This is a genomic window from Stenotrophomonas sp. AS1 (assembly GCF_048957655.1).
In the GTDB taxonomy this organism is placed as follows: Bacteria; Pseudomonadota; Gammaproteobacteria; order Xanthomonadales; family Xanthomonadaceae; genus Stenotrophomonas; species Stenotrophomonas bentonitica_A.
Genome location: NZ_JARVXM010000008.1, coordinates 329,910 through 355,823, shown reverse-complemented (window position 1 = coordinate 355,823; position 25,914 = coordinate 329,910). Strand labels below are relative to the sequence as shown.

The following is a 25,914-nucleotide window of genomic DNA, read 5'->3' as shown; positions in this document are numbered from 1 at the left end:
GCCACCGGTATACCGGGGATGTCTAAACAGTATCTAACAGTGCCCCTCATGGTCCGGTTAGGCGTGGTGGCCAGACTGGCGGTGCCGGAATGGACCGGCGCCCCCTCAAGGATTCCCATGAAGACGATGATTGCCGCTACCACCCTGGCCGCCGCCCTGTTCGCCACCCCGGCCTTCGCCGCCAACCTGTCCGCCGCCCAGGTGCAGGCCAGGCTCAGCGCGGCCGGGTACACCCAGGTGCACGAACTGGAGCACGATGATGGCGTGTGGGAGGCGGATGTGACCCGCAAGGACGGCACCGTCGATGAAGTGATCATCGATGACACCAAGGGTGAGATCTTCGACCCGCGCGATGGCCGCGCGCTGCTGGATGCCGGGCAGATCCTGGCGCTGGCCGGCAAGGCCGGGCTGACGCAGATCGAGTCGCTCGAGCGCGATGGCGCCACCTGGACGCTGGATGCACGCAATGCCCGCAACCAGCGCGTGGAAGTGCGCATGAGCGGTCACGATGGCCGCGTACTGGCCAGCAAGCGCGATGGCTGGTGGGACTGATCCCGCGTCACGGCGCACGGATGCACGAACGGCCGGGTTGCCCCGGCCGTCCGCGTGAGTGCCCCACCGCTGCAGCGCTTACCAGCGCGCCGGGTAATCCCAGTAGCCGGGCCCACGGCCGTAGCCGCCGTAGCCATCGAAACCGTCATAGCCGTACGGGCCGAAGAAGCCCGGGCCCTTGCCTTCGCTCACCCGGATGTTGACGTTGACGTTGCGCGTATTGCCTTCGTCGGACGTGTAGTTCTTGCTCAGGTTGAGCTCGGCGGCGTTGTAATGGGTGTTGCCGAAATTCTTCGCGTAACCGATGCCGGTGGTGACGCTGCCGTTGACCCGCAGTTTGTCGTCGGTCACGTGGGCGATGCCGTTGGCGGCCCGGTCGGTGGAACGCCGGCCGGTGCGGTCGCCGTAGAACGTGCCCGGCGGATCGCCGCGCAGGGACTGGTCGCTCAGGTACTGCAGCGGCGCGTCGGGGATGCTCAGGTCCAGCCCGGTGGAGGACTGCGGGCCGGTGGCGCCTGCGGCAGACTGGGCCAGCGCCACACCGGGCAGGGACAGGCACAGCAGCAGGGGAAGCAGGCGGATCATGAGAGGCTCCGGAGCAGACAGGCGGGACGGCCGACAGCGCTGACGCTAGCAGCCGTAGTTTGAATGATGCCTGTCATGGCGTGCGTTGCAAGGGGAACTCAGCCCAGGCGCTCAAATCCGAACAGCTCGGCCAGCGGATGCCGGCGGCGCTCGATCCGCGACCGCAGCAGCCCGGCGCCGATCATGGAGTAGGTGATGCCGTTGCCGCCGTAGGCCATCGCGAACAGCACCCGCGGCCCCCACTGTGGGTGTTGACCGAAGAAGGGCAGGCCATCGTGGGTCTCGGCGAAGGTGCCGCCCCAGGAGAAGGCCGGCTGCAGCGGCAGGTGCGGAAACAGTTTGGCGGTCTTCTTGAGCAGCTTGCCGGTCTTGCTCTCCACACGCCGGTCGCGCCGCGCTGGGAGATCGATGGCGTCGTCTTCGCCGCCGATCAGCAGCCGGTTGTCGCCGGTACTGCGCAGGTAGAGGTAGGGTCGCGCCGATTCCCAGGCCATCGTTTCGCGCAGCGGACCGAGCAGATCCGGGTGGATCGGGTCGGTGATGAAGGCGTAGCTGCTGCGGTTGCGGGCCACCGAGGGCTTCAACCAGCGCTGTCCGGCATAGCCGGTGGCCAGCACCACATGCCGGGCCCGGATGCGTGCGCCGCCCAGCGTGGTGGCGGTGACGCCACGCGCGGTGGGGGTGAGCGTGTCGAGCACGGTGCGGTCGTAGACCCCGCAGCCACGCTTGTGCAGCCGCATCAGCAGGCGGTAGGTCAGCCGGTACGGATCGATGCGTGCGGCGAGCGCGCTGAGGATCGCCCCCGGCGCGCGGATGCCGTACTCGTCCGCGACGGCGTCGCTGTCCAGCCAGCGCACGTCGAAGCCGTGCCTGGCACGCAGCGCGCATTCTTCGGCCAGTACGGCCTGATGCCCGCGCTTGCTCGCGTAGTAGAGGCTGGCCATGCGATGGCAATCCACATCGCGGAACGGCGCGGCCACCTCGCAGATGGCCGGAATGGCATCGGCACACGCCTGGTAGGCCCGTACGGCAGCCTCCTCGCCGTAGCGCTGGGCCAGGTCGATCAGGTGGGTGTCGATCTCATACTGCAGCAGCGCGGTGCTGGCCGCCGTGCTGCCCCAGCCGATATCGCGCTGTTCGATCAGCGCCACGTCATGGCCGTGCGCGCACAGCTCGTCGGCGATCAGCGCACCGCTGATACCGCCACCGACCACCAGCACCTCGCAGTTCAGATCGTTTTCCAGCGGTGGAAACGCATGCATCAGGCCGTTGCGCACGGCCCAGAACGGGTAACCGCTCTTCAGATCCATTGCAGCCTCAAGCGGTGGGATGGCCGGTGTGCGGGGTCTGGATCAGCTCGGACAGGTCGAAGCCCTGCAGCCGCGCCTGCGCCAGATAATGCTCCTGCGTGGTGCGATCGAGCGTGGGGGTACGTGAGAGCAGCCACAGGTACTTGCGGTCCGGGCTGCCGACCAGCGAGACACTGTAGTCCGGCGCGATCTGGATCACCCAGTAGTCGCCCTTGGTGAAGGGCAGCCAGCGCAGGCCCTTGGGCAGGAAGCTGACTTCCAGCCGCGCGGTGTCGTTATCGACCGGGCAGGCCTCACCGTCGGCTTCCTCGATCTCGTTGCCCATGCGGCAGCGGTTGACCACGGCGACATGGCCGTTGTCCTTCAGGCTGTAATGCGCGGACACATCGGTGCAGCCCTCCGGCTCGTGCTTCATGGGCAGGCGGGCGATCTCGTACCAGGTGCCCAGGTAACGCGGCAGCTTGAGGTCGGGAACGGTCTTCAGGTCGGGATGTGTGGTCATGGGCAACGGCTGGTGGGAATGCGATCCCACGATGCCGGGCCTGCTGCCACGGCGGGGTGAAGCCGAGGCGAGTACGGCGTCGAGAACGCTGCGTTGTCGATGCGTCATGCTCCGGCCGCGTGGGCGGCGCTATGCTGGGCAGGGGCGCCATGAGCGCTTCTTTCAACAGCGATGGAGATGCGGATGTACCAGGTGATTCTGCTCAAGAGCGAAACCGGCTTTGCCCGCCAGCAGCGGGAGACCGCCGACGACGTGCTCGACCATGAGGGCGTGACCTATACCCTGCGTGCCGGGCCGCGGCAGCCGCTGCCGACCGATCATGCCTGGGACGAGATCGCGGTCTACGCGCCGGAGGAGATCACCGAAGAAGAGTTCCAGGACTGGTACGCGCGCCTGCAGCCGCAGGTCGAAGAGCTCCGCCTGAAGTACTGAGGGCCGCATACCTGTTCTGAACGGGCCCCGGTTTATAGTCGCGGGCAGGCGCGGTGGTCCGCGCGAACCGTTGGTGCTGGCGTGTCGCTTCGTCATTCTTCGTTTGTGGTGCGGTCGTTGTCGTGGCTGCTGTTGTTCGCCTGGCTCGGCGCCGCGCCGATCGCGCTGGCCCAGGCCGGCGACCCGGATCCGGACCCTGCCAAGCAGCTGGCCCAGGCCGAAAAAACCTTCCGGTCGATCAATGACGACCTGGAGGACGCGGCCACCACCGAGACCCTCAAGGCGTTGTCCGACCGCGCGCTGGCCGTCCAGCGCGATGCGGACGGCCTGCAGAGTGCACTGGACCCGCAGCTCAAGCAGGTGGACGCGCGCCTGTCGCAGCTGGGCGAGGTGGCCGAAGGTACCGTCGAGCCACCGGAGGTCAGCCGGCAGCGCAAGGCGCTGAACCAGCAGAAGGCCGATATCAACGCGCAGATCGCCCGCGCCAAGCTGCTTTCGGTGGACGCCAGGCAGCTCGGCGAGCGGATCGAGAAGATGCGGGTCACCCAGTTCAGCGAACAGCTGACCCGCAAGGTCGCCTCGCCGTTGTCGCCGGCGCTGTGGCGCAGCTTCGCCAAGGATGTGCCGGGCGATGTGGATCGCTTGGCGATCCTGTACCACATGGGCGTGGACGCCGCGCGCAAGGCGATCGCCCGGCACGGCTGGACCGCGCCGCTGATCGGCTTGGGCGTGGCCCTGGTGATGTTCTTCCCCCTGCGGCTGTGGCTGCGCGCGCTGGGCCGGCGCTTCGCTGCCTCCGAGCGCGCACCGGATGGCCGCCTGCGTCGCTCCGGGCTGGCGGTGTGGCTGCTGCTGGTCGGCACCCTGCTGCCCGGCCTGGCGGCGGTGGCACTGGTCGAGTCACTGGATGCGATCGGCGCGATCCCGCCGCGCCTGCAGTCGGTGGCCCAGACCTTCGAAGTGGCCACCTTCGTGGCCGCCTTCATCGCTGCGCTCAGTGCCTGCCTGCTGGTGCCCAAGCGGCCGTCGTGGCGGCTGCTGTCGCTGGATGACAGCGCGGCCTGGCGCCTGCGCAAGTACGCCTGGGGCGCGGCCGGCCTGACCTGGCTGAGCATCATGCTGGTCGCCCTGGACCGCGCGGCACGTACCAGCGAAGTCACCACCGTGGCCGTGGATGGGCTGATCGCGCTCACGTACATGGCGTTGATCATCGCGATCCTGGTTTCGCTGGCGCGCATGCACAACCGCCAGGCGGCTGAAGCTGCCGAAGCCCAAGCGCGTGCCGATCCCCGCGCTGGTGGCGATGGCAAGGTACGCGGCGCGCCCCGCCGCAGCGGCTGGATCGTGCTCGCGCGCCTGGCCGGCCACATCGCCGTGGCAGCGGCGGTGATCGCCACGCTGCTGGGCTATCTCAACTTCGCGCTGTTCGTGGCCCAGCAGCTGGTCTGGGGCGCGGTCGTGCTGATGGCCGTCTCGCTGCTGCTCAAGTTCGCCGATGACCTGGCCACCTGGGCACTCGCGCCCAGCAGCCGTGCCGGGCAGACCATCGTATTGACCACCGGGCTCAGCGAATCGCGGGTGGAGCAGGCCGGCGTGCTGCTCTCGGCGGTGCTGCGCGTGGGCGTGATCGTGCTCGGCCTGCTGGCGCTGGCCGCACCGTTCGGCAACCTCAACGCCTTCCTCGGGGGATTGGATTCGCTGTCCGGCGGGCTGAAGATCGGCGAGACCACGCTCAGGCCGAGCAGCGTGATGTACGCGGTGCTGGTGTTCCTGGTGGTCTGGGCGGTGATGCAGGCGTTCCAGCGCTGGCTGAGCGACACCTACCTGCCCAAGACCGAACTGGACGCCGGTGCACGCAACTCGATCAGCACCGTCACCCGCTACCTCGGCATCATCGCCGCGGTGCTGTGGGGCCTGACCGCGCTGGGCATCGGCTTCGAGAAGCTGGCCCTGGTGGTCAGTGCGCTGTCGGTGGGTATCGGCTTCGGCCTGCAGGCGATCACCCAGAACTTCGTCTCGGGCCTGATCCTGCTGGCCGAGCGGCCGGTCAAGATCGGCGACTGGGTCAAGCTGGGCGATCAGGAAGGGGACATCAAGCGGATCAGCGTGCGTTCGACCGAGATCCAGGTCGGCGACAAATCCACCTTGATCGTGCCCAACTCCGAGCTGATCACCAAGACCATCCGCAACATGACGATGGGCAATGCGCAGGGCCGGATCCAGATCCAGTTCTCCGTGCCGTTGAACACCGACGTGGCCGCGCTGCGGCAGATCCTGCTGGATGCATACACCGATCATCCGGGCGTGCTGAGTGACCCGGCACCGTCGGTGTTCATCGATTCGATCGCCAATGGGCAGATCGCGATCAACAGTTTCGCCTACGTCTCGGGCCCGCGTGCGGTGTACGGCGCACGCAGCGAGCTGTATTTCACGATGCTGCAGAAGTTTGCCGCCGCCGGGATCGCGTTGTCCGCACCGACGGATATCCATCTGGTACGTGAGCCAGCGGCAACGCCGCACCCCGACGCATAACAAGGCCGGTAGGTACCGGCTGTTGGCGGGCAGCGTCCTGATCCGGGTAGTGCCGCGATCCAGGTAGTGCCGGCCGCTGGCCGGCAGCTGCACGATGCAGAGAGAACCGGGAGCCGGCCAGCGGCCGGCACTACCGATACGGACAGCGGACTCGATACGAACAGCGGACCCGATACGAAGAGCGGACCCGATACGAAGAGCGGACCCGATACGAACAGCGGACCCGATACGAACAGCGGACCCGATACGAACGACGGACCGCCCCCATGCCCGGCGGGAGGGCCGGATCAGCCGCGGTTGCCGCGGCGCGACGGCACCAGCGCGAAGGTATCCACGGCCAGCTTCTCGGCGTGGTTCAACCAGGCGCGCACTTCCAGATCATCCACCTCGTGGTCCAGGCCGAAGCTCAGGTTGATGCGGCCTTCGGCATCGGGCTGCACCCACTGCTGGGCCACCACCACCTTGCGCTGCGAGGAGACGGCTTCGATCCAGAAGCCACGGTCCGGCGACTGCTTGGTCACCAGCTGCACCATGTACTGCCCGGCGCGGGTGCGGCGGCCCTTCTGCGTGATCATGTGCGCCTGGCGGATGCTCGGGCGCGGGCCGTTGAACGGGTCCAGCGGGCCATCCACCGCCACGCCACCGCGCAGCTGGTCATCACGGAAGAGCTTGATGCCCTTGTCCTGGTTGACCAGCATCGCGCACCAGTCGCCATCGGCCGAGCCATCCTCGAACGCAGTGCAGCGATCCACGTAGGCCAGGGTATTGGACGGGTCGGCCAGATCGAACTGCTTGGACGTGTTCTCCAGATACACCGACTTCAGATCCCAATGCTTGTCGTACTCCAGCAGCACTGGGGGCTGCACGTGCTGCAGGCCGATCACCACCTGGTTGTCGTCATCGATGCGCAGCTGGCGGGTCTTGTCGCCCAGCCACAGCGAGCGCGAGAACGCGAGGTAGCGCGGGTAGTCCTTGCCGTTGTCGCGGAACACCGCGGCGCTGGCACTGTCCGAACGCTCCGGATGCAGCAGCGAGCGGCCGAAGCCGATCGAATCGATGGCCGGGTCGATCAGGCTCAGCAGCGTGGCGCCCGAGTCCAGCGTCGAGCCGGCCGGCGCGGTCAGCTGGCGCGGAGCGATGTCCTTGCCCAGGAACAGCAACAGATTCTCGCGATCCTGCTTGGCCAGGATGTGGCTGAGATCGTTGGGCATGGCCAGGTGATCGGAGGCGATCACGATCAACGTGTCTTCGCCGTACGGACTGGCCTGGATACGATCGACCAGTTTGGCGATCAGCCCGTCGGTGCACTTGAGTGCGTTGAGCATGCCGATGTTGCCGTGCTCGCTCTGGTAACGGGTGCCTTTGCAGGCCACGGGCAGGTGACCGGCGGGATGATGGGTGTCCATGGTCAGCGTGGTGAGCATGAACGGCTCGCCCTTGCGCGAGAGCTGCACGAAGCGGTCGTACGCCTTGTCCAGCAGCACGTCATCATGCACGCCCCACGGCGAGAAATGCGCGCGCGTGATCTTCTGCTTCTTGAACCAGGCCAGATCATCGACGGTATCGAAGCCGTGCGTGGCCAGGAACTGGCCCTTGCCCGCGAACTGGCCGTTGGCGCCGCCCAGATAGTGGTTGGTGTAGCCCTGCTGCTTGAGGTAGTCGCCCAGGCAGACCGCTTCGGGCAGGAAGCTGCCCATGCGCCCCATGCTGTTCTCATCTTCCTTGGCGGTGGTCAACGGCACGCCGCACATCGAGGAGACCAGGCCGGCGATGGTCCAGCCACCGCCTTCGGCCGAGACCAGCCCACGCACGTCCAGCGACTGCGCGGCCAGCCGGTTGATGTTGGGCATCAGGTCGGGGAAGGTGGTTTCATTGAGATAGGTGCGCTCCAGGCTTTCGCCGTAGATCCACACGATGTTGCGCGGCTTGGTCAGCGGCTGCTGCGGCACGCGGTACTCGGCCTTGACCATGCTGTAGTCGACCGGGCGCATCTGCTGGTACAGGCGCTGGCCATCGCTGTACAGCGGGCTGACCACGATCGCGACGAACCACATCGCCAGGAAGCCGGCGAAGACTGCCTTGCCGTGTGCGGGGCGGTGCCGGCGACGCAGGCGTGCCAGCAGCAAGGGGGTGAGCGAGACCAGCGCCAGTGCGATGAAGCCGGCGATGTAGTGCTTGAAGTCGGCGATGCCGGCGCCTTCCATGTCCGCGCCAAAGTGGTACAGGGTGGCAGCATTGAGGCCATCACCGGACAACTTGTTGATCAACCACCACGCACTGAGGGTCAGCAGCAGCAATGACATCAGGCTTGCCTTCCACCACACCCACTTGTCAGATGCGAGGAACAGCCAGGTGAGCAGCAACAGTGACAGCAGCAGAATCCAGAGCATAAGCACTTTTGGCAGTGGAGACAGGTGGTGATGGACGTCATGACGACGTATGTCCCATCCGACCGGCTGTCCCAACCACACATGCATGACAAGCCGATGACCCGATCATGCCTGCACGAACCTGACTGAAATGTTTGTTGAAAACGACAGCGGTATTCACGCATCGCATTGCGAGATGCGACGTAAAACAGGCGTGAAGACGTACGCATGATGCTGCATTGCATCGCGCGTTCCGCGGTGTGTTTTACCGGTTGTCTGAATGCGTGACGCGCGTGGTGAGCGCGTCAACGATGCCCGCGTTCTTCCTTGGAGCGCGCTCGACGATCGAAGATCAGCGCACTGAGGATGATGCCCAATCCGAGGAAGACACCGATCAACATCAAGGTGAACGCGATGGCGGGATAGCCGAACAGATGCCATCCGGTATCGACCTTCATCATCATCGCGGCGGCCAGTATCAGCGCCGCGGTGACGATGCCGGCAGAGACGCGGTTGGCGATCTTCTGCAGGTTCTCCATCAGGCGGGATTCTTCCAGCCCGGTGACCTTCATCTGCAGGCGGTTCTCGGCCAACAGCGCGAGGATGTCGGTCATCTTGCGTGGCCCGTCGCGCAGCAACTGCTGCATCTCCATCGCTTCGCTGGCGAGGTTGGCGGCCGACAGCGATTTCTTCAGGCGCGCGCGCATCACGTGCTGCAGCTGTTTCTCCACGATGCGCCGGGTATCCAGGTCCGGCGACAGCAGCCGGCACACGGTTTCCAGATTCAACAGTGCCTTGCCCAGCAGGCTCAGCTCCGGCGGGGTGCGCAGGCCGCTGGCGGTGGCAATGCGCACCAGGTCCAGCACCACGCGGCCTTCGGAGAAGCTGCTGTTGGCGGCATAGCGCGCGATGATCTGCCCGGTCTCGCGCAGATAGCGTTCTTCGTCGAAGAACTCCAGCCGCGTGCTGATGCCGATGATTTCATCGGCGACTTCCTCACCGCGCCCATCCACCGCGGCGAACAACAGTTTGAGCAGGCGCTCGCGCAGGCGCGGCGGCATGTGCGCGACCATGCCCAGGTCGAAGATCGCCAGGCGACCGGCCGGGGTGACGCGCAGATTGCCGGGATGCGGATCGGCGTGGATCTCGCCATGCACGAAGATTTGGTCGACATAGCCGCGGATCAGCGCGGCAGCGAGCGGAGCCATCGGCTGCTCGGTACGGCGCACATCGGGGATCATGTCCACGCGCACGCCCTGCGCCAGCTCCATGGTCAGCACGCGGTGGCTGCAGTAGTCCCAGATCGGCTGTGGCACCCACAGCGGCTTGAACGGCTTGAGATGCTGGCCGAAGCGCTGCAGGTTCTCGGCCTCGGCCTGGTAGTCCAGCTCCTGCATCAGGGTCTTGGCGAATTCATTGAGCCAGTCGCGCAGGCGCACGCGGCGTCCGACCTGGGTGAGATGGTCGGCGGCCAGCGCAAAGCTGCGCAGCACGTCCAGATCCGAGCGCAGCTGGGCGGCGACCTCCGGCTTCTGCACCTTGACCGCCACCTGGCGGCCATCGTGAAGCTCGGCGCGGTGCACCTGGGCGATCGAGGCGCAGCCCAGTGGCACCGGGTCGAAGCTGGCAAACAGCTTGGACACCGACGCGCCCAGTTCCTTTTCGATGATCGCCGCGACGCGCTCGACCGGGATCGGCGCAACGTTCTCCTGCATGCGCTCCAGGGCCGTGGCGAACTCCACCGGCACCATGTCCGGGCGGGTGGAGAGCATCTGGCCCAGCTTGACGAAGGTCGGCCCCAGCGATTCCAGGTCGGTGACGAACTGTTCCGGGTTGCCTTCCGGTGGCACATCGTGGACCGCGCCTGCGTCCAGGTTCATGCCGGAAAATACGCCGGAATTACGGTAGCGCAACAGCAGGCGCAGGATCTGGCTGCGGCGGTTCATGCCCTTGACCAGCGACGGCGAACCGGGAAGGACGGGCGTGGTGTTCAAGCAGGACTCCGGGGCGACGATCACCGGCAGTGTGGCCGGGCCGCAGTGGTGGACTGGTGAATCCGCTCCGGCTACCGCGACAGGGGTCGGATCGGTCAGAATCGGCGCTCCCGCTTCCTCCTTTGGATCCACCATGGCCGGTGCCAGTCTGTTCGCGTTGCTCGATGACATTGCGTCCCTGCTGGACGATGTGTCGGTGCTGACCAAGGTCGCGGCCAAGAAAACCGCCGGCGTGCTCGGCGACGACCTCGCGCTGAACGCCCAGCAGGTGACCGGGGTCAGTGCCAACCGCGAGCTACCGGTGGTCTGGGCCGTCGCCAAGGGCTCGCTGGTCAACAAGGCGATCCTGGTGCCGGCCGCGCTGGCGATCAGCGCCTGGCTGCCCTGGGCGATCACCCCGCTGATGATGATCGGCGGCGCGTTCCTCTGCTACGAGGGCGTGGAGAAGCTGGCGCACCGCTTCCTGCATTCGCGCGACGAGGATGAGCAGCGCAAGGCCGAGCGGGCCAAGGCCCTGGCCGACGAGAAGGTGGACATGGTCGCGTGGGAGAAGGACAAGGTGAAGGGCGCGATCCGCACCGATTTCATTCTGTCGGCGGAGATCATCGTACTGTCGCTGGGCGTGGTCTCCAGTGCACCGTTCCTCAACCAGGTCAGCGCGCTGGTGGTGATCGCCCTGGCGATGACGGTGTTCGTCTACGGTCTGGTCGCCGGCATCGTCAAGCTGGACGACCTGGGCCTGTACCTGTCGCGCAAGGGCGCGGCGCTGGCCGCAGTGGGCCGGGGCCTGCTGGTGGCTGCACCGTGGCTGATGAAGTTCCTCTCGGTGGCCGGCACCGCGGCGATGTTCCTGGTCGGCGGCGGCATTCTGGTGCACAGCATCGAACCGCTGCACCACGCCATCCTGGAGATGGGCGGTGACGGCAGCTGGGGCTGGTTGATCAATGCGCTGGGCAACGTGATCGTCGGCGTGGTGATCGGTGCGGTGGTGCTGGCAGCGGTGACCGGGTTCCAGAAGCTGCGCGGGTCCAAGCCCGCGCACTGACGGCCGGCCGGTTCAGGTCGGCGTCCAGCCGCTCAGGGCGTCCAGCTCGGCGCGGGCGCGGGCCAGCCGGCGCCCGGACAGCGCGTCGATTGCGCGCTGCAGCCACGGCGACGCCGGTGCGTGCTGCACCCAGCGGCGGGCAAGGAGCACCGCGGCCAGCATGGCCAGCGCCCCCGCCGCCAGCGAGGCCAGCAGCCACGGTGCGGCCAAGGCCCCCAGGTCCACCCCCCAGGCCTGCCAGGCCACCAGGACCGGCACCGCCAGCCACAGCCAGCACCACGGCAGGCCGAGCAGCAGCTCGGTCAATGCGGTGTGCCGGGCAAGCGCGGCCAGCTGCTGCGATTGCTCCACCACCGTGTGTGTCGGCTCCAGCTGCCGGCGGCGATGCAGGCGGGTGATGCTGGCGATGATCACCGCGATGCAATAGGCGTGCAGCGCCATCGCGCTGAGCATCACCGCCAGCGGCGGTTGCTGCCACCACTGGCTCCCGCAGTACACCGCCAATGCCAGCCAGGCCACCAGCTGCAGCCCCTGCCAGAGGCTGAAGAGCCCGAGTTGGCGCTGCACCGCCCGGTGCCGATGGCTGCGCCACGCCTCCAGCGCGAAGGTCTCCTGCGCATCCGCGTGCTGGCTGGTGCTGTTCCACAGCTGCTTGAGGTCATCCGGTTGCATGGCGGGGTTCTCAGTCGGTGGGGTTCAGGCGCGTGCGCAGCTGCTGGCGCAGGCGGTGCAGGCGGGTAGAGACATTGGCGACGCTGATGCCCAGCACTTCGGCGATCTGCCGATGGTCGTGATCGTCCAGGTGCAGCAGCATCAGCGCACGATCCAGCGGCGGCAGCGCGTGGATGGCGACCTCCAGTTGGTGCAGCGCGTGACGCTGCTCGGGCGGCGCGCTTTCGTCGGCGGCGGGCAGGTCGTCGTCCAGCGCGGCGTGGTGGCGCTGCCGATGCTGCTGCCGGCGCCATTGCGAGATCGCCACGTTGAGCGCCACCCGGTACAGCCAGGTCGAGAAACGCGCCCGCGCCGGGTCGAACGCCTCGAAGGCCGCCCAGGCCTGCACGCTGATCTCCTGGACCAGATCGAGCCGGTCCTCGTGCTGCGGGCAATAGCCGCGCGCCACCTTCAGCACGATGCCGCGGTGCTGCTCCAGCAGCGCGGCGAAGCGCGGGCGCAGATCGGTGTCGGTGGCGGGCAGTGTCATGTCCATACCCGGATGATTCGCGCCGCTGCGCCGAATATCACAGGCGCAGGCTCAGCGCGGCGGCTCGGCCGCCAGTACCCGGTTCTTGCCGACCCGCTTGGCCGCATACAGCGACGCATCGGCGCGCCGCAGCAGCGCCTCGGCCGGCTCGCCCGGCTGCCACTGCGCCAGCCCGGCACTGAAATGCACCGGCACGCGCTGTTCGTCCAGCGGCAGCGGCCGCTGTGCCAACGAGCGCTGCAGCCGCAGCAGGGTGGACATGCTGTCGGCCGCCGGGGTTTCCGGCAGCAGCAGGACGAACTCGTCGCCACCGAGCCGGGCGATGGCATCGCTGCTGCGCAGGTGCAGCTGGCAGACGCTCACCAGGTGGCGGAGTACCGCATCGCCACCGGCATGGCCGTGCAGGGTGTTGGTCTGGTGGAAATCGTCCAGGTCGAGCAGCGCCAGCGCCAGTGGATGGCCGTGGCGTGCGGCGCGCGCCAGCTCGCGCTCCAGCAGCTCGTCCAGACCGCGCCGGTTGAGCGCGCCAGTCAGCGGGTCGGTACGGATCAAGCCGGACACCTCGCGCAGCTCCTGCTCCAGTTCGGCGATGCGCTGTTCGGCCTGTTCCACTTCGCGGCGTGCATTGCCCAGGTGGTCGCGCGCCTGCAGCGCCTGGTCCTGCACGCGCCCGGTGTCCTGCAGCACATCCTGCAGCAGCTGGTTGAGGTCGGCGATGCTGCGCGCTTCCTTCAGGGCCAGCGCGTAGCTGCTGATCCGGTCGTGGTACTCGCCGGTGCTCACCGCCATGCCGTCCAGGCGCTCGATGAAGCCACCCATGACGTTCTTCATCGCCGCCTTGGATTCGACGATGCCCTGCTTGAGCAGCCCCTGCTTGTAGATCACCTCGCGCAGGTTGGCGCGCGCCTGTTCGACCGAATCGCGATCCAGCGGGCCGCCAATCAGTGAGCGCACCGCGTGGACCTGGCCGTGCAGCCAGCTGCTGTCATCCAGCAGCTCGCTGATGTTGTCCAACAGCAGATCGAACAGACTCAGCAGCAGCTCCTGCTGCTCCTGCCAGCCGTCGCTGCGCACGCCGATCTGGTGCGAGAGCTCGCGCAGCCGCTGTTCGATCGGCTGCAGCGGCTGGCCAGGATGCCAGTGGCGCAGTTCACCGGCCAGCTGCACCGGCTCCTCGCGCAGCTCGGGCATGTTCTGCAGCAGGCTGGCCACGGTCACCCCGACGGTGTGCCGCAGCAGCTCGCGCAGGCGCAGGCTGTCAGGCTGGCCGTCGGGCGTTTCCTGCTCGATGGTGCGGATGTACTTGTCGATCAGCTGGCGCATCGCGCGGCCATAGCTCACCCAGTCCGCGCTGCGCTGCGCCGACTGCAGGCGCAGGCCCATGTCGCCCAGCTCGCCGGGCAGGGTGGACATGCCATTGGCGAACGCGGCCAGCAGCGGCTCGGGCGCATCGATGCCGGCGAACAGCCGCTGCAGCATCGCGCTGCTGCCGCCTTTGGGCCCGGGCGCCGGCTCGCTGGCGGTCTCCACCCCGGTGCCCACGCTCTGTCGCCGCGACAGCAGCCGCCCGACGGCGGTGCCGGGGCGGGGGGAAGCGTCGTGCGGGTCCGTCATGCGGCAGGTCCTTGGCAGTGACCGGCGAGGTGCGCCGGGGCGAGGGGAGGTGGCAACAGTATCGGCGCGCGGCACGCCGGCTTGAACGCGGGGCCCGCTATGCGCGATATGCCACGATGGTAGGCAATCTGACCGCAGGAGCGTGCGATGAAGGTGATGCTGGTAGGCGCGACCGGACTGGTCGGGGGCCATGTGCTGCGGCAACTGCTGGATGACCCGCGTTGCGATGCGGTGATCGCCCCGACCCGCCGCGCGCTGAAGACCACGGATGCAGCGCTGCTCAACCCGGTGGTGGACTTCGCGCAACTGCCGGCCGGGGCCGACTGGTGGGCGGTGGATGCCGTGATCTGTGCGCTTGGCACCACGATCAAACAGGCCGGCAGCAAGGAGGCCTTCGCACGGGTCGACCATGATTTCCCGCTGGCCGTGGCGCGGCTGGCGCGTGCCCACGGTGCGCATGCCTTCGCATTGAACTCGGCGATGGGCGCCGACCCGAGCTCGCGGATCTTCTACAACCAGGTCAAAGGACGGTTGGAGCAGGACCTGCGGGCGCTGGGCTACCCCTCGCTGACCCTGGTCCGGCCCGGGCTGATCGGCGGTGAGCGTGCCGAACGGCGTACCGGCGAGCATCTGGCCAGCGTGGTGCTCGGCGTGCTCGGCCCGGTGCTGCCGCGCGCCTGGCGGATCAATCCGGCCGGGAACATCGCCGCCGCGCTGGTCGAGGCGGCGTTGGTGCCCACGCCCGGCGTCAGGATCGTGGGTTCGGCCGATCTGGCGGAGCGGTGAGCCGCTGACGGCCGGATGCGCGGCGACCCGGTCACTGCGCTACCCTTTCAGCCCCTTTAGCGGTCCCTGCCATGTCCGTCGACAAGAACCAACGCGATCTCGAAGCCGGTATCCACACCGATCTGGAGGGGCGGCTGACCTACGGCGGCTACCTGCGCCTGGACCAGCTGCTGTCGGCCCAGCAGCCGCTGTCCAACCCGCCGCACCATGATGAAATGCTGTTCATCATCCAGCACCAGACCTCCGAGCTGTGGCTGAAACTGCTGGCGCACGAACTGCGCGCGGCGATCGGGTTCCTGCAGCGCGACGAGGTCTGGCAGTGCCGCAAGGTGCTGGCGCGCAGCAAGCAGGTGCTGCGCCAGCTGACCGAGCAGTGGTCGGTGCTGGAAACGCTGACGCCTTCGGAGTACATGGGCTTCCGCGATGTGCTGGGCCCGTCCTCGGGCTTCCAGTCGCTGCAGTACCGTTACATCGAATTCCTGCTGGGCAACAAGAACGCGCAGATGCTGCAGGTGTTCTCGCACGACCCGGCCGGCCAGGCCCAGCTGCAGGAGGTGCTTGATGCCCCCAGCCTGTATGAGGAGTTCCTGCGCTACCTGGCCCGCTTCGGCCACCCGGTCCCGGCCGGCTACCAGGGCCGCGACTGGCAGCAGCCGCACGTGGCCGACGACGCCCTGCACCCGGTGTTCGAGCGGATCTACCAGAATACCGACCGCTTCTGGCGGGAGTATTCGCTGTGCGAGGACCTCGTCGATCTGGAGACCGCCTTCCAGCTGTGGCGCTTCCGCCACATGCGCACGGTGATGCGGGTGATCGGGTTCAAGCGCGGCACCGGCGGCTCCAGCGGGGTCGGCTTCCTGCGCCAGGCGCTGGAGCTGACCTTCTTCCCGGAGCTGTTCCAGGTGCGCACCACCATCCGCAACGACGACCCGATGCCGCCGGACGCCTGATCGGGCATCGGCCGCAATAAGCCTATTCATATTTACCTGCCCCATCCGCCGTAGGGTGCGGCAGGCCCCGCCGTTGCTGCGCTGCCGGTCTCTGGCCGGAAGTTGCAGATGCAAGTTCAGCGACCATGCTGCCAGCGGTACACATCAGCGTGTATTTGACGTGAACGTGGTTGGTCTGGGATTCTCCCGCGCTGCTTTCGCACATCGGACGTGCATGTCTTCCACCGAACCCAGGAATCCCGCATGAGCGTAGACGCCGCCGCGAAATCCGTTCCCGATCCGGCGCTGCCGGAGTTCAAGACCACGCTGGGCCATCCGCGCCCGTTGTGGATGCTGTTCATGACCGAATTCTGGGAACGCTTCGCGTTCTACGGGATCCGCTGGGCCCTGGTGCTGTACATCGTCGCGCAGTTCTTCGACGGTGATTCGGCCGGCCAGGCCGCGGCCAGCCGGACCTACGGCGCCTACCTGGCGCTGGTCTACGCCGCCGCCATCTTCGGTGGCTACGTCGCCGACCGGGTGCTGGGCTACCAGCGTTCCATCCTGACCGGGGCGGTGATCATGGCCGCCGGCCTGTTCATGGTCGCGATGCCCAACAAGGAAATCTTCGAGCTGGGCCTGGCCACGATCATCATCGGCAACGGCCTGTTCAAGCCCAACATCTCGACCATGGTCGGCAAGCTGTACGGCCTGAAGGATGAGCGCCGCGACTCGGGCTTCACCATCTTCTACATGGGCATCAACATCGGCGCGATGATCGCCCCGGTGCTGACCCAGTACCTGGCCGAGCGCGTGTTCGGCACGCAGGCGATGCCGTCCTACAAGATGGTCTTCATCGCCTCGGGCATCGGCATGCTGATCAGCCTGGCCTGGTTCTACGTCGGCCGTGCCGGCCTGAAGGGCATTGGCGCCCCGCCGGCCGGTGCCGAAGGCTACGGCCGCATCGTGATGGTGTTCATCGGCGCGATCGTGGCGATCCCGGTGGCCTTCTTCCTGCTCTCCACCGGCGCCACCGCGCTGGCCTGGATCCTGGGTGTGATGTTCATCGCGCTGGCGATCCTGCTGCTGGTCGAAGGCATCCGCGAAGGCAAGGTCCAGCGTGACCGTGTGATCGCGATGCTGATCATCTTCACCTTCAACGTGATGTTCTGGATGTTCTTCGAACAGGCCGGCAGCTCGTTCACCTTCCTGGCCGACAACATCGTCAACCGCAACCTGGGCGGCTGGGAATTCCCGACCGCCTGGTTCCAGTCGGTCAACTCGGTGGCGATCATCACCCTGGCCCCGATCATTGCCTGGATCTGGATCAAGCTGGGCCGCGCCAATCCGTCGATCCCGCGCAAGTTCGGCCTGGGCCTGCTGTTCAACGGTGCGGCGTTCGCGCTGCTGATGGTGGCGCTGTCGAGCATGGTCGTGGACGGCAAGATTCCGTTCTGGACGCTGTTCATGGTCTACGTCATCCAGTCCATCGGTGAGCTGTGCCTGTCGCCGATCGGTCTGTCGATGGTGACCAAGCTGGCCCCGGTGCGCCTGGTCGGCTTCGGCATGGGCGGCTGGTTCCTGTCCACCGGCATCGGCAACAACATGTCCGGCATCTTCGCCGGCGTGGTCAGCGGCGAAGGCGGCATGACCGTGGAATCGGCCCTGAAGGGTTACACCTTCGGCTTCTGGGCGTTGATCATTTCCGGCGTGGTGCTGTTCCTGGTCGCCCCGCTGATCAACAAGCTGATGCACGGCGTCAAGTGAGGACCGCGATGCGCATGAAAGCAGCGGCAATGTCGATGATCGCGGCCGGCCTGCTGGCCGCCTGTTCACCGTCGTCGGCGCCCACCGCTGCGCCTGCGCAGCCGCTGGACACCTCCGAGCAGAAAACCCCGGTCGCCGATCCCGGCGCACCGGTGGCCTCGGGCAACACCCCGGCCGCGGCGGACATCGCCGCGATCGCGGCGCTCAACGCCCAGTTCGATCCTGCGCGTGATCCGGTCGCCGATCTGGCCACGGCCAAAGTCGAGGCCCAGCGCGGTGGCAAGCGGATCATCCTGGATGTGGGCGGCGAGTGGTGCCCGTGGTGCCATCTGATGGACGGGTTCATCGAAGGCGATGCGGAGATCCGCAGCTTCCGCGATGCCAACTACGTCTGGATGAAGGTCAACTACAGCGAAGAAAACGAGAACGCGGCATTCCTGTCGCAGTTCCCGGCAGTGAAGGGCTACCCGCACCTGTTCGTGCTCGACGCCGACGGCACGCTGCTGCACTCGCAGTTCACCGGCGAGCTGGAAGCGGACAAGGGGCAGAAAAAGGGCTACGACCGTGGCCGCTTCTTCGCCTTCATGAAGCAATGGGCGCCACCGAAGGCGTCGTGATCGAAGAGGCCGCGGATTCCGCGGCCTTTTTTTTGCGCTCAATTTGTCGGCCACCCTGCCGCTACCTCCAAGGACCTCATGCCGCGCTGTTCGTGGCGGGCAACCGACGGAATTGGACGCATGCAGCCGGGCACCAGTGACACCCCCACCGATGTTTCCCTCGATGCGCCGGCCGGCGTGAGCCTGCCGTCGGTCGATGTGCTGCTGGACGACCAGACCGCGCCGGATGCGCTCGATGGCGAGGGCGGGACGCCGGCGCCGGGTGCGATCCGCTACCGCCTGCCGATGGTCTCCGTGCCCGGCAACGTGCTGCTCAAGGCCGCGGTGCAGAAACTGGTCGAGCAGAAGGCGCAGCTGGACGCGCTGGCACGCCAGGGCAGCCTGACCGGCCTGATCCCGGCCGAGTGGCAGGGTAGCGGCCTGCGCGGGGTGGACCTGCAGGGCTTCGTGCTGAGCGTGGTCCCGTTCCTGCACAACGCCAGCAAGGACGAAACCGCCCCGGCGCGCGTGCCGCTCAAGCATGTACTCGGTGATGCCGGCCGCTGGGACCAGCACGACGTCGAAGAACCCAAATCGCTGGCGTTCTTCCTGGCCAGCGACGATCGCGCCAGTGCCGGTACGAAGGATCCTGCCGAGGTGTATCTGGTCGGGGCGCTCGGCCTGGCCTGGGCACACGAGGGGCGTACCCGCGCGGGCTTCCTGCGTGCGATGGGCTACGACAGCATGGCCGCGCGCGTGCACCTGCTGCCGTACCCGGCGCCGGCGCAGCTGGCGCTGTACAGCGTGACCGCGCACGGGGTGACGCAGCTCTGGTGCGTGCTGGATCGCCGCAAGGTGCGCCCGCTGCTGGCGCCGTGGCTCAGCGTGCCGCTGCTGACCGCCTATGGGGTCACCCCCCCGCAGAGCTGGCCGACCAGCTTCCCGGCGGTCGATGAGGTGGCCGCGATGCTGGCCGCCGCGCGTGGTGGCAAGGGCCCGGTCGAAGCGGACCTAGGCAAGGTGGCCGCCAAGGTTGCCCAGGACGCCTCCGGCGAAGCCTGGATGCCGGTCAGCCTGCTCCAGGTCGGCACCTGGTCACCGCGCTGGCGCTACTTCATGGCGACCTTCATCGGTCTGCCATCCCTGTTGCTGGTGGTGGCCGCGCTGGCCTTGCCGGGGGCGATCGAAGCGGCCGCCGTGGCGGCCTCGCTGGGGTTCGCCGGCGGTGCCATCGGCGCCCTGGCCGCGCCCTGGGTGCATGCGCGGCGCAAACACCTGAGCTGAGGCGCTACTCGTCCATCCGCTGCAGGCCTTCGCCGGCCAGGCGCAGGATCAGCGTTTCCAGCATCTGTTCTTCTTCCTCGCTGAGCACGGACATCAGCTTGCGGGTGATGTCGATCACCAGCGGGGCGATGGTTTCGTACACCTCGAAACCGGCCGCCGACAGCGCCAGCACCGAGCGGCGCCGGTCGTCGCCATGGGTTTCACGCTTGATGAAGCCCCGTTCGAGCAGTCTGGCCACGGCGCGGCTGACCGCGACCTTGTCCATCGCGGTGCGATCGGACACCTCGCTGGCCGACGAGCCCGGGTACAGCGCCAAGACCGTGATCACCCGCCACTCGGGGATCGCCAGCCCATAACGGTCCCCATACAGCTTGGCGATGTTGCCGCTGACACGGTTGGACAGAACGCTCAGCCGGTACGGCAGGAACTGCTCCAGATCGAGCAGGGCGTGCGACGCGCGGATGCTGTGACTGCTGGGATCGGGCGGGCTCATGTTGCGGTGCACCTTGATGGTGGTTTCATGTGAAACTATAACCTACGTTCCGGACTCCGCATTCTCGCGGGTCTGCCTTCCTACCGCACCTGGTTTTTTCCGATGCGGACTGCTTTGGAGCCACAGCATGACCAGCCAAACGAGCACCGCGTCCTACGCACCCGATCCGGGCATGCAGGTCACCACCTTCGAAAACCCGATGGGCATCGATGGGTTCGAGTTCGTCGAGTTCGCCGCCCCGGCCGGCCGTGGCGCCGAACTGCACGACTATTTCCGCAAGATGGGCTTCACCGCCGTGCTGCGCCACAAGCAGCGTGCGATCACAGTCTATCGCCAGGGCGACGTGAACTTCCTGGTCAATGAAGAGCCGGACTCGTTCGCCTCGGATTTCGCCGAGAAGCACGGCCCGTGCGCCTGCGGTTTCGCGATCCGCTTCAAGAAGCCGGGCGACGAGGTCTACCAGATGGCCCTGGGCAACGGCGCCGAAGCGATCGACTTCAAGCCTGACACCCGCGCCGTCGCCGCCCCGATCATCAAGGGCATCGGCGACTGCATGCTGTACCTGGTCGACCGTTATGGCGCCAACGGCAGCATGTTCGATACCGAGTACGCGCCGATCGAGGGCGTGGACCCGCGCCCGAAGGGCTTCGGGCTGACCTTCATCGACCACCTGACCCACAACCTGTACTTCGGCAACATGCAGCAGTGGTCGGACTACTACGAGCGCCTGTTCAACTTCCGCGAGATCCGCTACTTCGACATCAAGGGCCTCAAGACCGGCCTGGTGTCCAAGGCGATGACCGCCCCGGATGGCATCGTGCGCATCCCGCTCAACGAATCCTCCGATCCGAAGAGCCAGATCAACGAATACCTCGACGCCTACAAGGGCGAGGGCATCCAGCACATCGCCTGCTTCACCGAGAACATCTACGAGACCGTGGAAGCGATGCGCGCCCAGGGCGTGGAGTTCCTGGACACGCCGGAGACGTATTTCGACGTGATCGACATGCGCGTGCCCAACCACGGTGAAGACGTGGCCCGGCTGGCGAAGAACAAGATCCTGATCGATGCCGATCCGGAGACCAAGCAGCGCAAGCTGCTGCAGATCTTCACCACCAACTGCATCGGCCCGATCTTCTTCGAGATCATCCAGCGCAAGGGCAACGAAGGGTTCGGCGAAGGCAACTTCACCGCGCTGTTCGAGAGCATCGAGCGCGACCAGATGAAGCGCGGCGTGCTGTAAGACGCGCGCTGTAACGCACCGGCAGCCGCCCGCGTTACGCTGCAACGATGGCATCGGCGTCCGCGCCGGTGCCATCGGCTGTACTCCCTTGCCATCCACGCCTCCGGCGGAGCAGGACCATGAACAACCCGATGTCATCGCGCGGCTACCAGACCGGTTTCGGCAACGAGTTCGCCACCGAGGCGGTGCCCGGTGCGCTGCCGGTGGGGCAGAACTCCCCGCAGCGTGTCGCCCATGGCCTGTATGCCGAACAGCTGTCCGGCACCGCATTCACCGCGCCGCGCGGCAGCAACCGCCGCAGCTGGGTGTACCGCATCCGCCCCGCGGTGACCCACGGTGAGTTCACCCCCTTCGCCCAGCCGCACCTGCACGGTGACTTCGCGCAGGGCGCGGTCTCGCCCAACCAGCTGCGCTGGGATCCGTTGCCGCTGCCGGGTACGCCCACGGATTTCGTCGAGGGGCTGTACACGATGGGCGGCAACGGCTCGCCCGACGCCCACCATGGCGTGGGCATCCACCTGTATGCGGCCAACCGCGACATGCAGGGCCGCTACTTCTACAACGCCGATGGCGAGCTGCTGATCGTTCCGCAGCTCGGCCGCCTGCGCCTGCTCACCGAAATGGGCGTGATCGAGATCGAACCGCAGCAGATCGCGGTGATCCCGCGTGGCGTGCGCTTCCGGGTCGAACTGCCCGATGGCGATGCACGCGGCTACGTCTGCGAGAACTTCGGCGCCCTGCTGAAGCTGCCCGACCTGGGCCCGATCGGGTCCAACGGCCTGGCCAATCCGCGCGACTTCGAGACGCCCCACGCCGCATTCGAGAACGTCGATGGCGCGTTCGAACTGATCGCCAAGTTCGAGGGCCAGCTATGGCGCGCGGACATCGATCATTCGCCGCTGGACGTGGTCGCCTGGCACGGCAACTACGCGCCGTACCGCTATGACCTGCGCCGCTTCAACACGATCGGCTCGATCAGCCACGACCACCCCGATCCGTCGATCTTCCTGGTGCTGCATTCGCCCAGTGATACAGCGGGCACCAGCAACATGGATTTCGCGATCTTCCCGCCGCGTTGGCTGGTCGCGCAGAACACGTTCCGCCCGCCGTGGTTCCACCGCAACATCGCCAGCGAGTTCATGGGCCTGATCCACGGTGCCTACGATGCCAAGGCCGAAGGCTTCGTGCCGGGCGGCGCGTCACTGCACAACTGCATGAGCGGCCACGGCCCGGATGCGGCGACCTTCGAGAAGGCCTCCGCCGCCGACCTGAGCAGACCGGACGTGATCAAGGACACCATGGCCTTCATGTTCGAAACCCGCGGCGTGATCCGCCCGACCGCCCAGGCGATGGCGGCAGCGCACCGCCAGCGCGGGTACCAGCACTGCTGGCAGGGCTTGAAGGCGAACTTCTCGGGGTAAGTGGGCGCTCAGCTGCCGTCCGACCTGCGGGTAGGCAACACGCGGTCAATGTAAACGTCGTTGCCGTTGCGTTGGTAGGCGATCAGGTACCGGCCATCGCGCGTTGCATACAGGAACGCCCCTTTGATGGCATCGAGGCGGTAGACCGCCGGGCCATCCAGGGCCTCTCCTTCGTTCTCGATCGCATCGTCTCGCGCTACGGCTGCGATGAACAGATGCGGGTCCGGCAGTGCCATGGCGCGCTCGAAGGCGGCAACAAGTTGCTGGGTTCTATCCTCAAGGGCCAGCCTGCCCCACGCAACCGTCATTTCGTGGACGGGCGGCGCTTCAATGCCGTTTGCAACTCGTCACCGAGTCGCGTTTTCAGCGCCGCCATGTGCAGGTGCGCATCGGTACCGGACAGTGCCGGCCGTGAATCCGCGCGCGCTTCAGCCACTGCCTCACGGATGCGTTCCAGATAGGCCGAGTCTTCATGCAGCTGCTTCAGCACCCGAGCCCGATCCGGTCGCGAGCGGCGCGGGGGCTCGGCGCCAGCCGTCGCCGAGGCGTCTACGCGATAGCGTGTGATCCCCAACCGGGCCAGGACACGTGCGGCCGCCGCGACGCCAGAGAAAATGCGCGGCGTCCCATCTTTGGTGGCCAACGCACGGTCGCTGTTCTCCAGGGCGAAGGTGACAACGTAGCCTCCCGCTTCCGCGGTCACCGTCGTTTCGCGCAGGCTTCCGGCGTCGGCGAGTTCCCGGGCAGTCGCCAGTTTGATCGTTTCGACCATGATCGACTCCCAATTAACCGTTATTTGGGAATCATACATTAGTAAAACCTCACTGGCGGGTAGGGCTCCTACCCTGCGCGCAGCTTCTTGCCGCGTCCAATTCAATGTCCTCATCGAAACCGGATCCGGTCACTACCAACTCAAACCGCCGCGATCTGGAACCGCTCGGCATGCGCCGTCGGCAGCACCTCCAGCAACCGCTGCCGCACCCGTTCGGCGTAGCCGGTCGAGGTCAGCCCGGGCAGCGCCTCCAGCGCGGCGTGCAGTGCGGCCATGACCGCGTCGTCGCTGCGGGCCTGCTGCAGGGTGTGGAACAGTGCCGCCGCCTGCGGATGGCGCTGCAGTTCCAGGATGTCGAGCAGGTAGATCCGCGCGGCGACCAGCGAGCGGCGGCGTTCCGTCACCGGCGGCAGCGCCGCGGTCTGCATCACGCTGGCTGCGGGCGCGGCGGGCGCGACAACGGCGACCTCCGCCGCCGCACTGGACACCAGATACCCGCTCTGGATCAGCTGGATCACCATCGCCGGGGTCTCCGGGCCCACCAGCTGGCCCAGCTGGCCCAGGTCACGCTGGCCGTCGCACAGGATCAACAGCCGGCGCTGGCGCATGTCCAGCAGAGCGCGGTGGGCCTGCAGCGCGGTGCGGGCAAGGTCGGTCTTCTGCGGTTGCATGGGGGCGGGGTCGATGCGGTGCAGGCCGAGCCTGAACGCGGCAGGTGAAACGCCGATGACAACGACAGCGTGCATGCCGCCCACACGGCGCACGCGCTAGGCTGCGCCCATTCACCGGGAGATGCAGGCATGAAACAGCTGGGAAGCGTGATGGCACTGGGGATGGTGCTCGCCTTGGCCGCGTGCGGACGCGCGCCGGAAACCCCGTCCAGCGATGCCGAGGCAGCGGTGCCTGCGCCGGCAGCGGACACCGCGCCCAGCGCGCCCGCCACGGCGACGTCGGGGACGCCAACGGCGGGGCCGGCACGCCTGGACGGCTACGGCCCCGTTGCGTTGGGCAGTACGCTGGAGGAGGTCCGCGCGGCCTGGAAAGAACCGCTGCAGGGCGAGGTCGCCGACGACTACTGCCATGCGCTGCGACCCGAAGGCGCACAGGCCGAGGACGTCATTTTCATGATCGAGGGCAAGCGCCTGGTCCGCTATGACGTGCGCAACGACCGCACCGTCGCCCCCGGTGGCGGCAAGGTCGGCATGTCGCTGGGCCAGCTGCAGACGCTGTACCCCGACCGCGGCGATCTGACCCCGCACAAGTACGACGCGCAGGGCCACAACCTGCGCGTGCGCCCGGCGGCCGAGGGCGGTGCGCTGATCAACTTCGAGATCAACGGCGATGGCAACGTGACCGCGTGGCGCGTTGGCAAGACACCGCAGGTCGACTACGTGGAAGGCTGTTCCTGAGCCACCGCTACCGCCTTGGCCCGGGTGCCGGGGCGGGCGTTCACCGTTCGGGCCGGGCGGGCCCTAGAATCGGCCCACATCCGTCACCGGGGAGCACCAGATGATCGCTGCCACTGTTTGGTTCGTGCTGGGCCTGGTGCTGTTGGCACTGGGCGGGGACAGCATCGTCCGTGCCGCCTCCGGGCTGGCCCAGCGCTTTGGCGCCTCACCGTTCGTGGCCGGGCTGCTGCTGGTGGCCTTCGGCACCTCGCTGCCGGAACTGGTGGTCAACGCCCGCGCCTTCGTGGTCGGGGCGGAAGAACTCGCGCTGGGCAACGCGGTGGGCAGCAACATCGTCAATGTCGGCCTGACCCTGGGGCTGGCGGCGCTGGCCGCACCGCTGCTGGTCCGTGCGCGCCTGCTCTCGCCGCTGCTGGTGTGCCTGGCGGCGGCAAGCCTGCTGCTGATCCTGTTCGGCCTGGATGGTGTCATCGCGCGCTGGGAAGGGGCGGTTCTGCTGCTCGCCTTCGTCGGGCTGCTGGTGTTCCTGCTGCGCCGTGCGCGGTTGGAATCCGAGCCGGTGCGCGAGGCCGTCGCCGGCTATGCCATGACCCGCACCGGGCTGTTCCTGAACCTCCTGCGGCTGCTGTTCGCGGCGCTCTGCCTGTATGTCGGCGCGCGCTGGATCGTGCAGGCCGCGCCGGTGTTCGGCGCCGGGCTGGGCTGGTCGCCGTTGCTGGTTGGCCTGTTGCCGGTGGCGATCGGCACCGCATTGCCCGAAGTGGCGGCCGCGATCGCGGCGGCGCGGCGTGGGCAGGGTGACATGGTGCTGGGCCATGTGATCGGCTCGAGCCTGTTCAACCTGCTGGTGGTGGTCGGCGGCATGGCCGCGCTGCGCCCGCTGGCGCTGCCCGCATCGTTCGTGAAACTGGAGCTGCCGGCGGCGATCGCCTTCGTGCTGGTGCTCTATCCCATGCTGCGCGGTGACCTCACCATCAGCCGCCGCGAAGGCGCGGTGCTGGTGGTGGCCTTCGTCGGCTGGATCGCGCTCGAGCTGGCGTTGATCGGCAGCGTGTGAGGTTGACGGCCAACCGTTGAA

Annotated in this window: 24 protein-coding genes and 1 pseudogene; 13 read left to right on the top strand and 12 right to left on the bottom strand. The window is 67.2% G+C overall.

Going from position 1 to position 25,914, the window contains the following annotated elements:
- Nucleotides 1-117: 117 nt before the first annotated feature.
- Nucleotides 118-552, top strand: coding sequence for a PepSY domain-containing protein (locus PV764_RS16200; RefSeq protein ID WP_019185266.1), 435 nt, complete (start codon nt 118-120; stop codon nt 550-552).
- A 78-nt stretch (nt 553-630) separates the two neighbouring features.
- Here PV764_RS16200 and PV764_RS16195 read toward each other — a convergent pair whose 3' ends face one another.
- The 3 genes from PV764_RS16195 to PV764_RS16185 all read right to left on the bottom strand — a co-directional run bounded on the left by PV764_RS16195 (nt 631) and on the right by PV764_RS16185 (nt 2,949).
- Nucleotides 631-1,137, bottom strand: a complete 507-nt coding sequence (locus PV764_RS16195; protein WP_046273043.1) for a hypothetical protein — start codon at nt 1,135-1,137, stop codon at nt 631-633.
- Between the two features lie 98 nt (nt 1,138-1,235).
- Nucleotides 1,236-2,447 carry an NAD(P)/FAD-dependent oxidoreductase gene (locus PV764_RS16190; protein WP_046273044.1) on the bottom strand — a complete coding sequence of 404 codons (1,212 nt, stop codon included), beginning with the start codon at nt 2,445-2,447 and terminating at the stop codon, nt 1,236-1,238.
- A gap of 7 nt (nt 2,448-2,454) precedes the next feature.
- Nucleotides 2,455-2,949 carry a lipocalin family protein gene (locus PV764_RS16185; RefSeq protein ID WP_046273045.1) on the bottom strand — a complete coding sequence of 165 codons (495 nt, stop codon included), beginning with the start codon at nt 2,947-2,949 and terminating at the stop codon, nt 2,455-2,457.
- A 183-nt stretch (nt 2,950-3,132) separates the two neighbouring features.
- On the opposite strand from PV764_RS16185, the gene PV764_RS16180 reads away from it, so the two are divergent.
- Together PV764_RS16180 and PV764_RS16175 are read left to right on the top strand one after the other, a co-directional pair.
- Nucleotides 3,133-3,381: a hypothetical protein gene (locus PV764_RS16180; RefSeq protein WP_026070111.1), complete on the top strand. Its 249-nt coding sequence runs from the start codon at nt 3,133-3,135 to the stop codon at nt 3,379-3,381.
- 126 nt (nt 3,382-3,507) lie between these two features.
- On the top strand, nt 3,508-5,913 hold the full coding sequence (locus PV764_RS16175; RefSeq protein WP_421117154.1) for a DUF3772 domain-containing protein: 2,406 nt from the start codon (nt 3,508-3,510) through the stop codon (nt 5,911-5,913).
- A 287-nt stretch (nt 5,914-6,200) separates the two neighbouring features.
- Here PV764_RS16175 and PV764_RS16170 read toward each other — a convergent pair whose 3' ends face one another.
- Nucleotides 6,201-8,303, bottom strand: coding sequence for a phosphoglycerol transferase I (locus tag PV764_RS16170; protein ID WP_421117086.1), 2,103 nt, complete (start codon nt 8,301-8,303; stop codon nt 6,201-6,203).
- Nucleotides 8,304-8,587: 284 nt separating this feature from the next.
- Nucleotides 8,588-10,231, bottom strand: a pseudogene (locus PV764_RS16165) (ABC1 kinase family protein); the annotation flags it as partial.
- A gap of 178 nt (nt 10,232-10,409) precedes the next feature.
- Between PV764_RS16165 and PV764_RS16160 the strand changes: the two are divergent.
- The gene (locus PV764_RS16160; protein ID WP_070472385.1) at nt 10,410-11,321 is read left to right on the top strand and encodes a DUF808 domain-containing protein; all 912 of its coding nucleotides are present in this window, start codon (nt 10,410-10,412) and stop codon (nt 11,319-11,321) included.
- A gap of 12 nt (nt 11,322-11,333) precedes the next feature.
- On the opposite strand, the gene PV764_RS16155 is transcribed toward PV764_RS16160, so the two are convergent.
- From PV764_RS16155 to PV764_RS16145, 3 genes are read right to left on the bottom strand one after another with little or no spacing between them, the layout of a single operon-like run.
- Nucleotides 11,334-11,993 (bottom strand): hypothetical protein, encoded by a 660-nt coding sequence (locus PV764_RS16155; protein ID WP_284128674.1) that lies wholly within the window; start codon nt 11,991-11,993, stop codon nt 11,334-11,336.
- 10 nt (nt 11,994-12,003) lie between these two features.
- Nucleotides 12,004-12,528, bottom strand: a complete 525-nt coding sequence (locus tag PV764_RS16150) for an RNA polymerase sigma factor (RefSeq protein ID WP_080341516.1) — start codon at nt 12,526-12,528, stop codon at nt 12,004-12,006.
- 45 nt (nt 12,529-12,573) lie between these two features.
- Nucleotides 12,574-14,136 carry a GGDEF domain-containing protein gene (locus tag PV764_RS16145; RefSeq protein ID WP_019185277.1) on the bottom strand — a complete coding sequence of 521 codons (1,563 nt, stop codon included), beginning with the start codon at nt 14,134-14,136 and terminating at the stop codon, nt 12,574-12,576.
- A gap of 147 nt (nt 14,137-14,283) precedes the next feature.
- Between PV764_RS16145 and PV764_RS16140 the strand changes: the two genes are divergently transcribed.
- From PV764_RS16140 to PV764_RS16120, 5 genes are all read left to right on the top strand, one after another.
- Nucleotides 14,284-14,922, top strand: coding sequence for an NAD-dependent dehydratase (locus tag PV764_RS16140; RefSeq protein ID WP_019185278.1), 639 nt, complete (start codon nt 14,284-14,286; stop codon nt 14,920-14,922).
- A gap of 71 nt (nt 14,923-14,993) precedes the next feature.
- Nucleotides 14,994-15,872 carry a tryptophan 2,3-dioxygenase gene (locus PV764_RS16135; protein ID WP_019185279.1) on the top strand — a complete coding sequence of 293 codons (879 nt, stop codon included), beginning with the start codon at nt 14,994-14,996 and terminating at the stop codon, nt 15,870-15,872.
- Nucleotides 15,873-16,115: 243 nt separating this feature from the next.
- Nucleotides 16,116-17,618 (top strand): peptide MFS transporter, encoded by a 1,503-nt coding sequence (locus PV764_RS16130; RefSeq protein WP_046273049.1) that lies wholly within the window; start codon nt 16,116-16,118, stop codon nt 17,616-17,618.
- 8 nt (nt 17,619-17,626) lie between these two features.
- Nucleotides 17,627-18,235, top strand: coding sequence for a thioredoxin family protein (locus PV764_RS16125; RefSeq protein WP_284128676.1), 609 nt, complete (start codon nt 17,627-17,629; stop codon nt 18,233-18,235).
- Between the two features lie 120 nt (nt 18,236-18,355).
- Nucleotides 18,356-19,498, top strand: coding sequence for a hypothetical protein (locus PV764_RS16120; protein ID WP_019185282.1), 1,143 nt, complete (start codon nt 18,356-18,358; stop codon nt 19,496-19,498).
- 4 nt (nt 19,499-19,502) lie between these two features.
- On the opposite strand, the gene PV764_RS16115 is transcribed toward PV764_RS16120, so the two are convergent.
- Complete coding sequence (locus PV764_RS16115) at nt 19,503-19,991, bottom strand: MarR family winged helix-turn-helix transcriptional regulator (RefSeq protein ID WP_026070113.1); 489 nt, start codon at nt 19,989-19,991, stop codon at nt 19,503-19,505.
- A 172-nt stretch (nt 19,992-20,163) separates the two neighbouring features.
- Between PV764_RS16115 and hppD the strand changes: the two genes are divergently transcribed.
- Both hppD and hmgA read left to right on the top strand, forming a co-directional pair.
- Complete coding sequence (gene hppD, locus PV764_RS16110) at nt 20,164-21,234, top strand: 4-hydroxyphenylpyruvate dioxygenase (RefSeq protein WP_087947518.1); 1,071 nt, start codon at nt 20,164-20,166, stop codon at nt 21,232-21,234.
- Nucleotides 21,235-21,353: 119 nt separating this feature from the next.
- The gene (gene hmgA / locus PV764_RS16105; protein ID WP_019185285.1) at nt 21,354-22,655 is read left to right on the top strand and encodes a homogentisate 1,2-dioxygenase; all 1,302 of its coding nucleotides are present in this window, start codon (nt 21,354-21,356) and stop codon (nt 22,653-22,655) included.
- An 8-nt stretch (nt 22,656-22,663) separates the two neighbouring features.
- Here the strand turns inward: hmgA and PV764_RS16100 are convergent, their stop codons facing one another.
- From PV764_RS16100 to PV764_RS16090, 3 genes are all read right to left on the bottom strand, one after another.
- On the bottom strand, nt 22,664-22,891 hold the full coding sequence (locus tag PV764_RS16100) for a hypothetical protein (protein WP_019185286.1): 228 nt from the start codon (nt 22,889-22,891) through the stop codon (nt 22,664-22,666).
- Nucleotides 22,892-22,959: 68 nt separating this feature from the next.
- The gene (locus PV764_RS16095; protein WP_019185287.1) at nt 22,960-23,427 is read right to left on the bottom strand and encodes a hypothetical protein; all 468 of its coding nucleotides are present in this window, start codon (nt 23,425-23,427) and stop codon (nt 22,960-22,962) included.
- A gap of 140 nt (nt 23,428-23,567) precedes the next feature.
- Nucleotides 23,568-24,098, bottom strand: a complete 531-nt coding sequence (locus PV764_RS16090) for a hypothetical protein (protein ID WP_421117153.1) — start codon at nt 24,096-24,098, stop codon at nt 23,568-23,570.
- 156 nt (nt 24,099-24,254) lie between these two features.
- On the opposite strand from PV764_RS16090, the gene PV764_RS16085 reads away from it, so the two are divergent.
- A complete protein-coding gene (locus PV764_RS16085; protein ID WP_192814294.1) occupies nt 24,255-24,836 on the top strand; it encodes a hypothetical protein in 582 nt (193 codons plus the stop codon).
- Nucleotides 24,837-24,936: 100 nt separating this feature from the next.
- The gene (locus tag PV764_RS16080; protein ID WP_421117085.1) at nt 24,937-25,893 is read left to right on the top strand and encodes a sodium:calcium antiporter; all 957 of its coding nucleotides are present in this window, start codon (nt 24,937-24,939) and stop codon (nt 25,891-25,893) included.
- The last annotated feature ends 21 nt before the right edge of the window (nt 25,894-25,914 follow it).

What these genes read in the sequence shown, in the direction of transcription:
- hmgA (WP_019185285.1), top strand. Translation starts at nt 21,354, where the DNA reads ATGAACAACCCGATGTCATCGCGCGGCTACCAGACCGGTTTCGGCAAC.
- PV764_RS16125 (WP_284128676.1), top strand. Translation starts at nt 17,627, where the DNA reads ATGCGCATGAAAGCAGCGGCAATGTCGATGATCGCGGCCGGCCTGCTG.
- PV764_RS16195 (WP_046273043.1), bottom strand. Translation starts at nt 1,137, where the DNA reads ATGATCCGCCTGCTTCCCCTGCTGCTGTGCCTGTCCCTGCCCGGTGTG.
- PV764_RS16185 (WP_046273045.1), bottom strand. Translation starts at nt 2,949, where the DNA reads ATGACCACACATCCCGACCTGAAGACCGTTCCCGACCTCAAGCTGCCG.
- PV764_RS16135 (WP_019185279.1), top strand. Translation starts at nt 14,994, where the DNA reads ATGTCCGTCGACAAGAACCAACGCGATCTCGAAGCCGGTATCCACACC.
- PV764_RS16160 (WP_070472385.1), top strand. Translation starts at nt 10,410, where the DNA reads ATGGCCGGTGCCAGTCTGTTCGCGTTGCTCGATGACATTGCGTCCCTG.
- PV764_RS16100 (WP_019185286.1), bottom strand. Translation starts at nt 22,891, where the DNA reads ATGGCACTGCCGGACCCGCATCTGTTCATCGCAGCCGTAGCGCGAGAC.
- PV764_RS16190 (WP_046273044.1), bottom strand. Translation starts at nt 2,447, where the DNA reads ATGGATCTGAAGAGCGGTTACCCGTTCTGGGCCGTGCGCAACGGCCTG.
- PV764_RS16090 (WP_421117153.1), bottom strand. Translation starts at nt 24,098, where the DNA reads ATGCAACCGCAGAAGACCGACCTTGCCCGCACCGCGCTGCAGGCCCAC.
- hppD (WP_087947518.1), top strand. Translation starts at nt 20,164, where the DNA reads ATGCAGGTCACCACCTTCGAAAACCCGATGGGCATCGATGGGTTCGAG.
- PV764_RS16150 (WP_080341516.1), bottom strand. Translation starts at nt 12,528, where the DNA reads ATGGACATGACACTGCCCGCCACCGACACCGATCTGCGCCCGCGCTTC.
- PV764_RS16145 (WP_019185277.1), bottom strand. Translation starts at nt 14,136, where the DNA reads ATGACGGACCCGCACGACGCTTCCCCCCGCCCCGGCACCGCCGTCGGG.
- PV764_RS16120 (WP_019185282.1), top strand. Translation starts at nt 18,356, where the DNA reads ATGCAGCCGGGCACCAGTGACACCCCCACCGATGTTTCCCTCGATGCG.
- PV764_RS16115 (WP_026070113.1), bottom strand. Translation starts at nt 19,991, where the DNA reads ATGAGCCCGCCCGATCCCAGCAGTCACAGCATCCGCGCGTCGCACGCC.
- PV764_RS16080 (WP_421117085.1), top strand. Translation starts at nt 24,937, where the DNA reads ATGATCGCTGCCACTGTTTGGTTCGTGCTGGGCCTGGTGCTGTTGGCA.
- PV764_RS16155 (WP_284128674.1), bottom strand. Translation starts at nt 11,993, where the DNA reads ATGCAACCGGATGACCTCAAGCAGCTGTGGAACAGCACCAGCCAGCAC.
- PV764_RS16095 (WP_019185287.1), bottom strand. Translation starts at nt 23,427, where the DNA reads ATGGTCGAAACGATCAAACTGGCGACTGCCCGGGAACTCGCCGACGCC.
- PV764_RS16140 (WP_019185278.1), top strand. Translation starts at nt 14,284, where the DNA reads ATGAAGGTGATGCTGGTAGGCGCGACCGGACTGGTCGGGGGCCATGTG.
- PV764_RS16200 (WP_019185266.1), top strand. Translation starts at nt 118, where the DNA reads ATGAAGACGATGATTGCCGCTACCACCCTGGCCGCCGCCCTGTTCGCC.
- PV764_RS16170 (WP_421117086.1), bottom strand. Translation starts at nt 8,303, where the DNA reads ATGCTCTGGATTCTGCTGCTGTCACTGTTGCTGCTCACCTGGCTGTTC.
- PV764_RS16180 (WP_026070111.1), top strand. Translation starts at nt 3,133, where the DNA reads ATGTACCAGGTGATTCTGCTCAAGAGCGAAACCGGCTTTGCCCGCCAG.
- PV764_RS16130 (WP_046273049.1), top strand. Translation starts at nt 16,116, where the DNA reads ATGAGCGTAGACGCCGCCGCGAAATCCGTTCCCGATCCGGCGCTGCCG.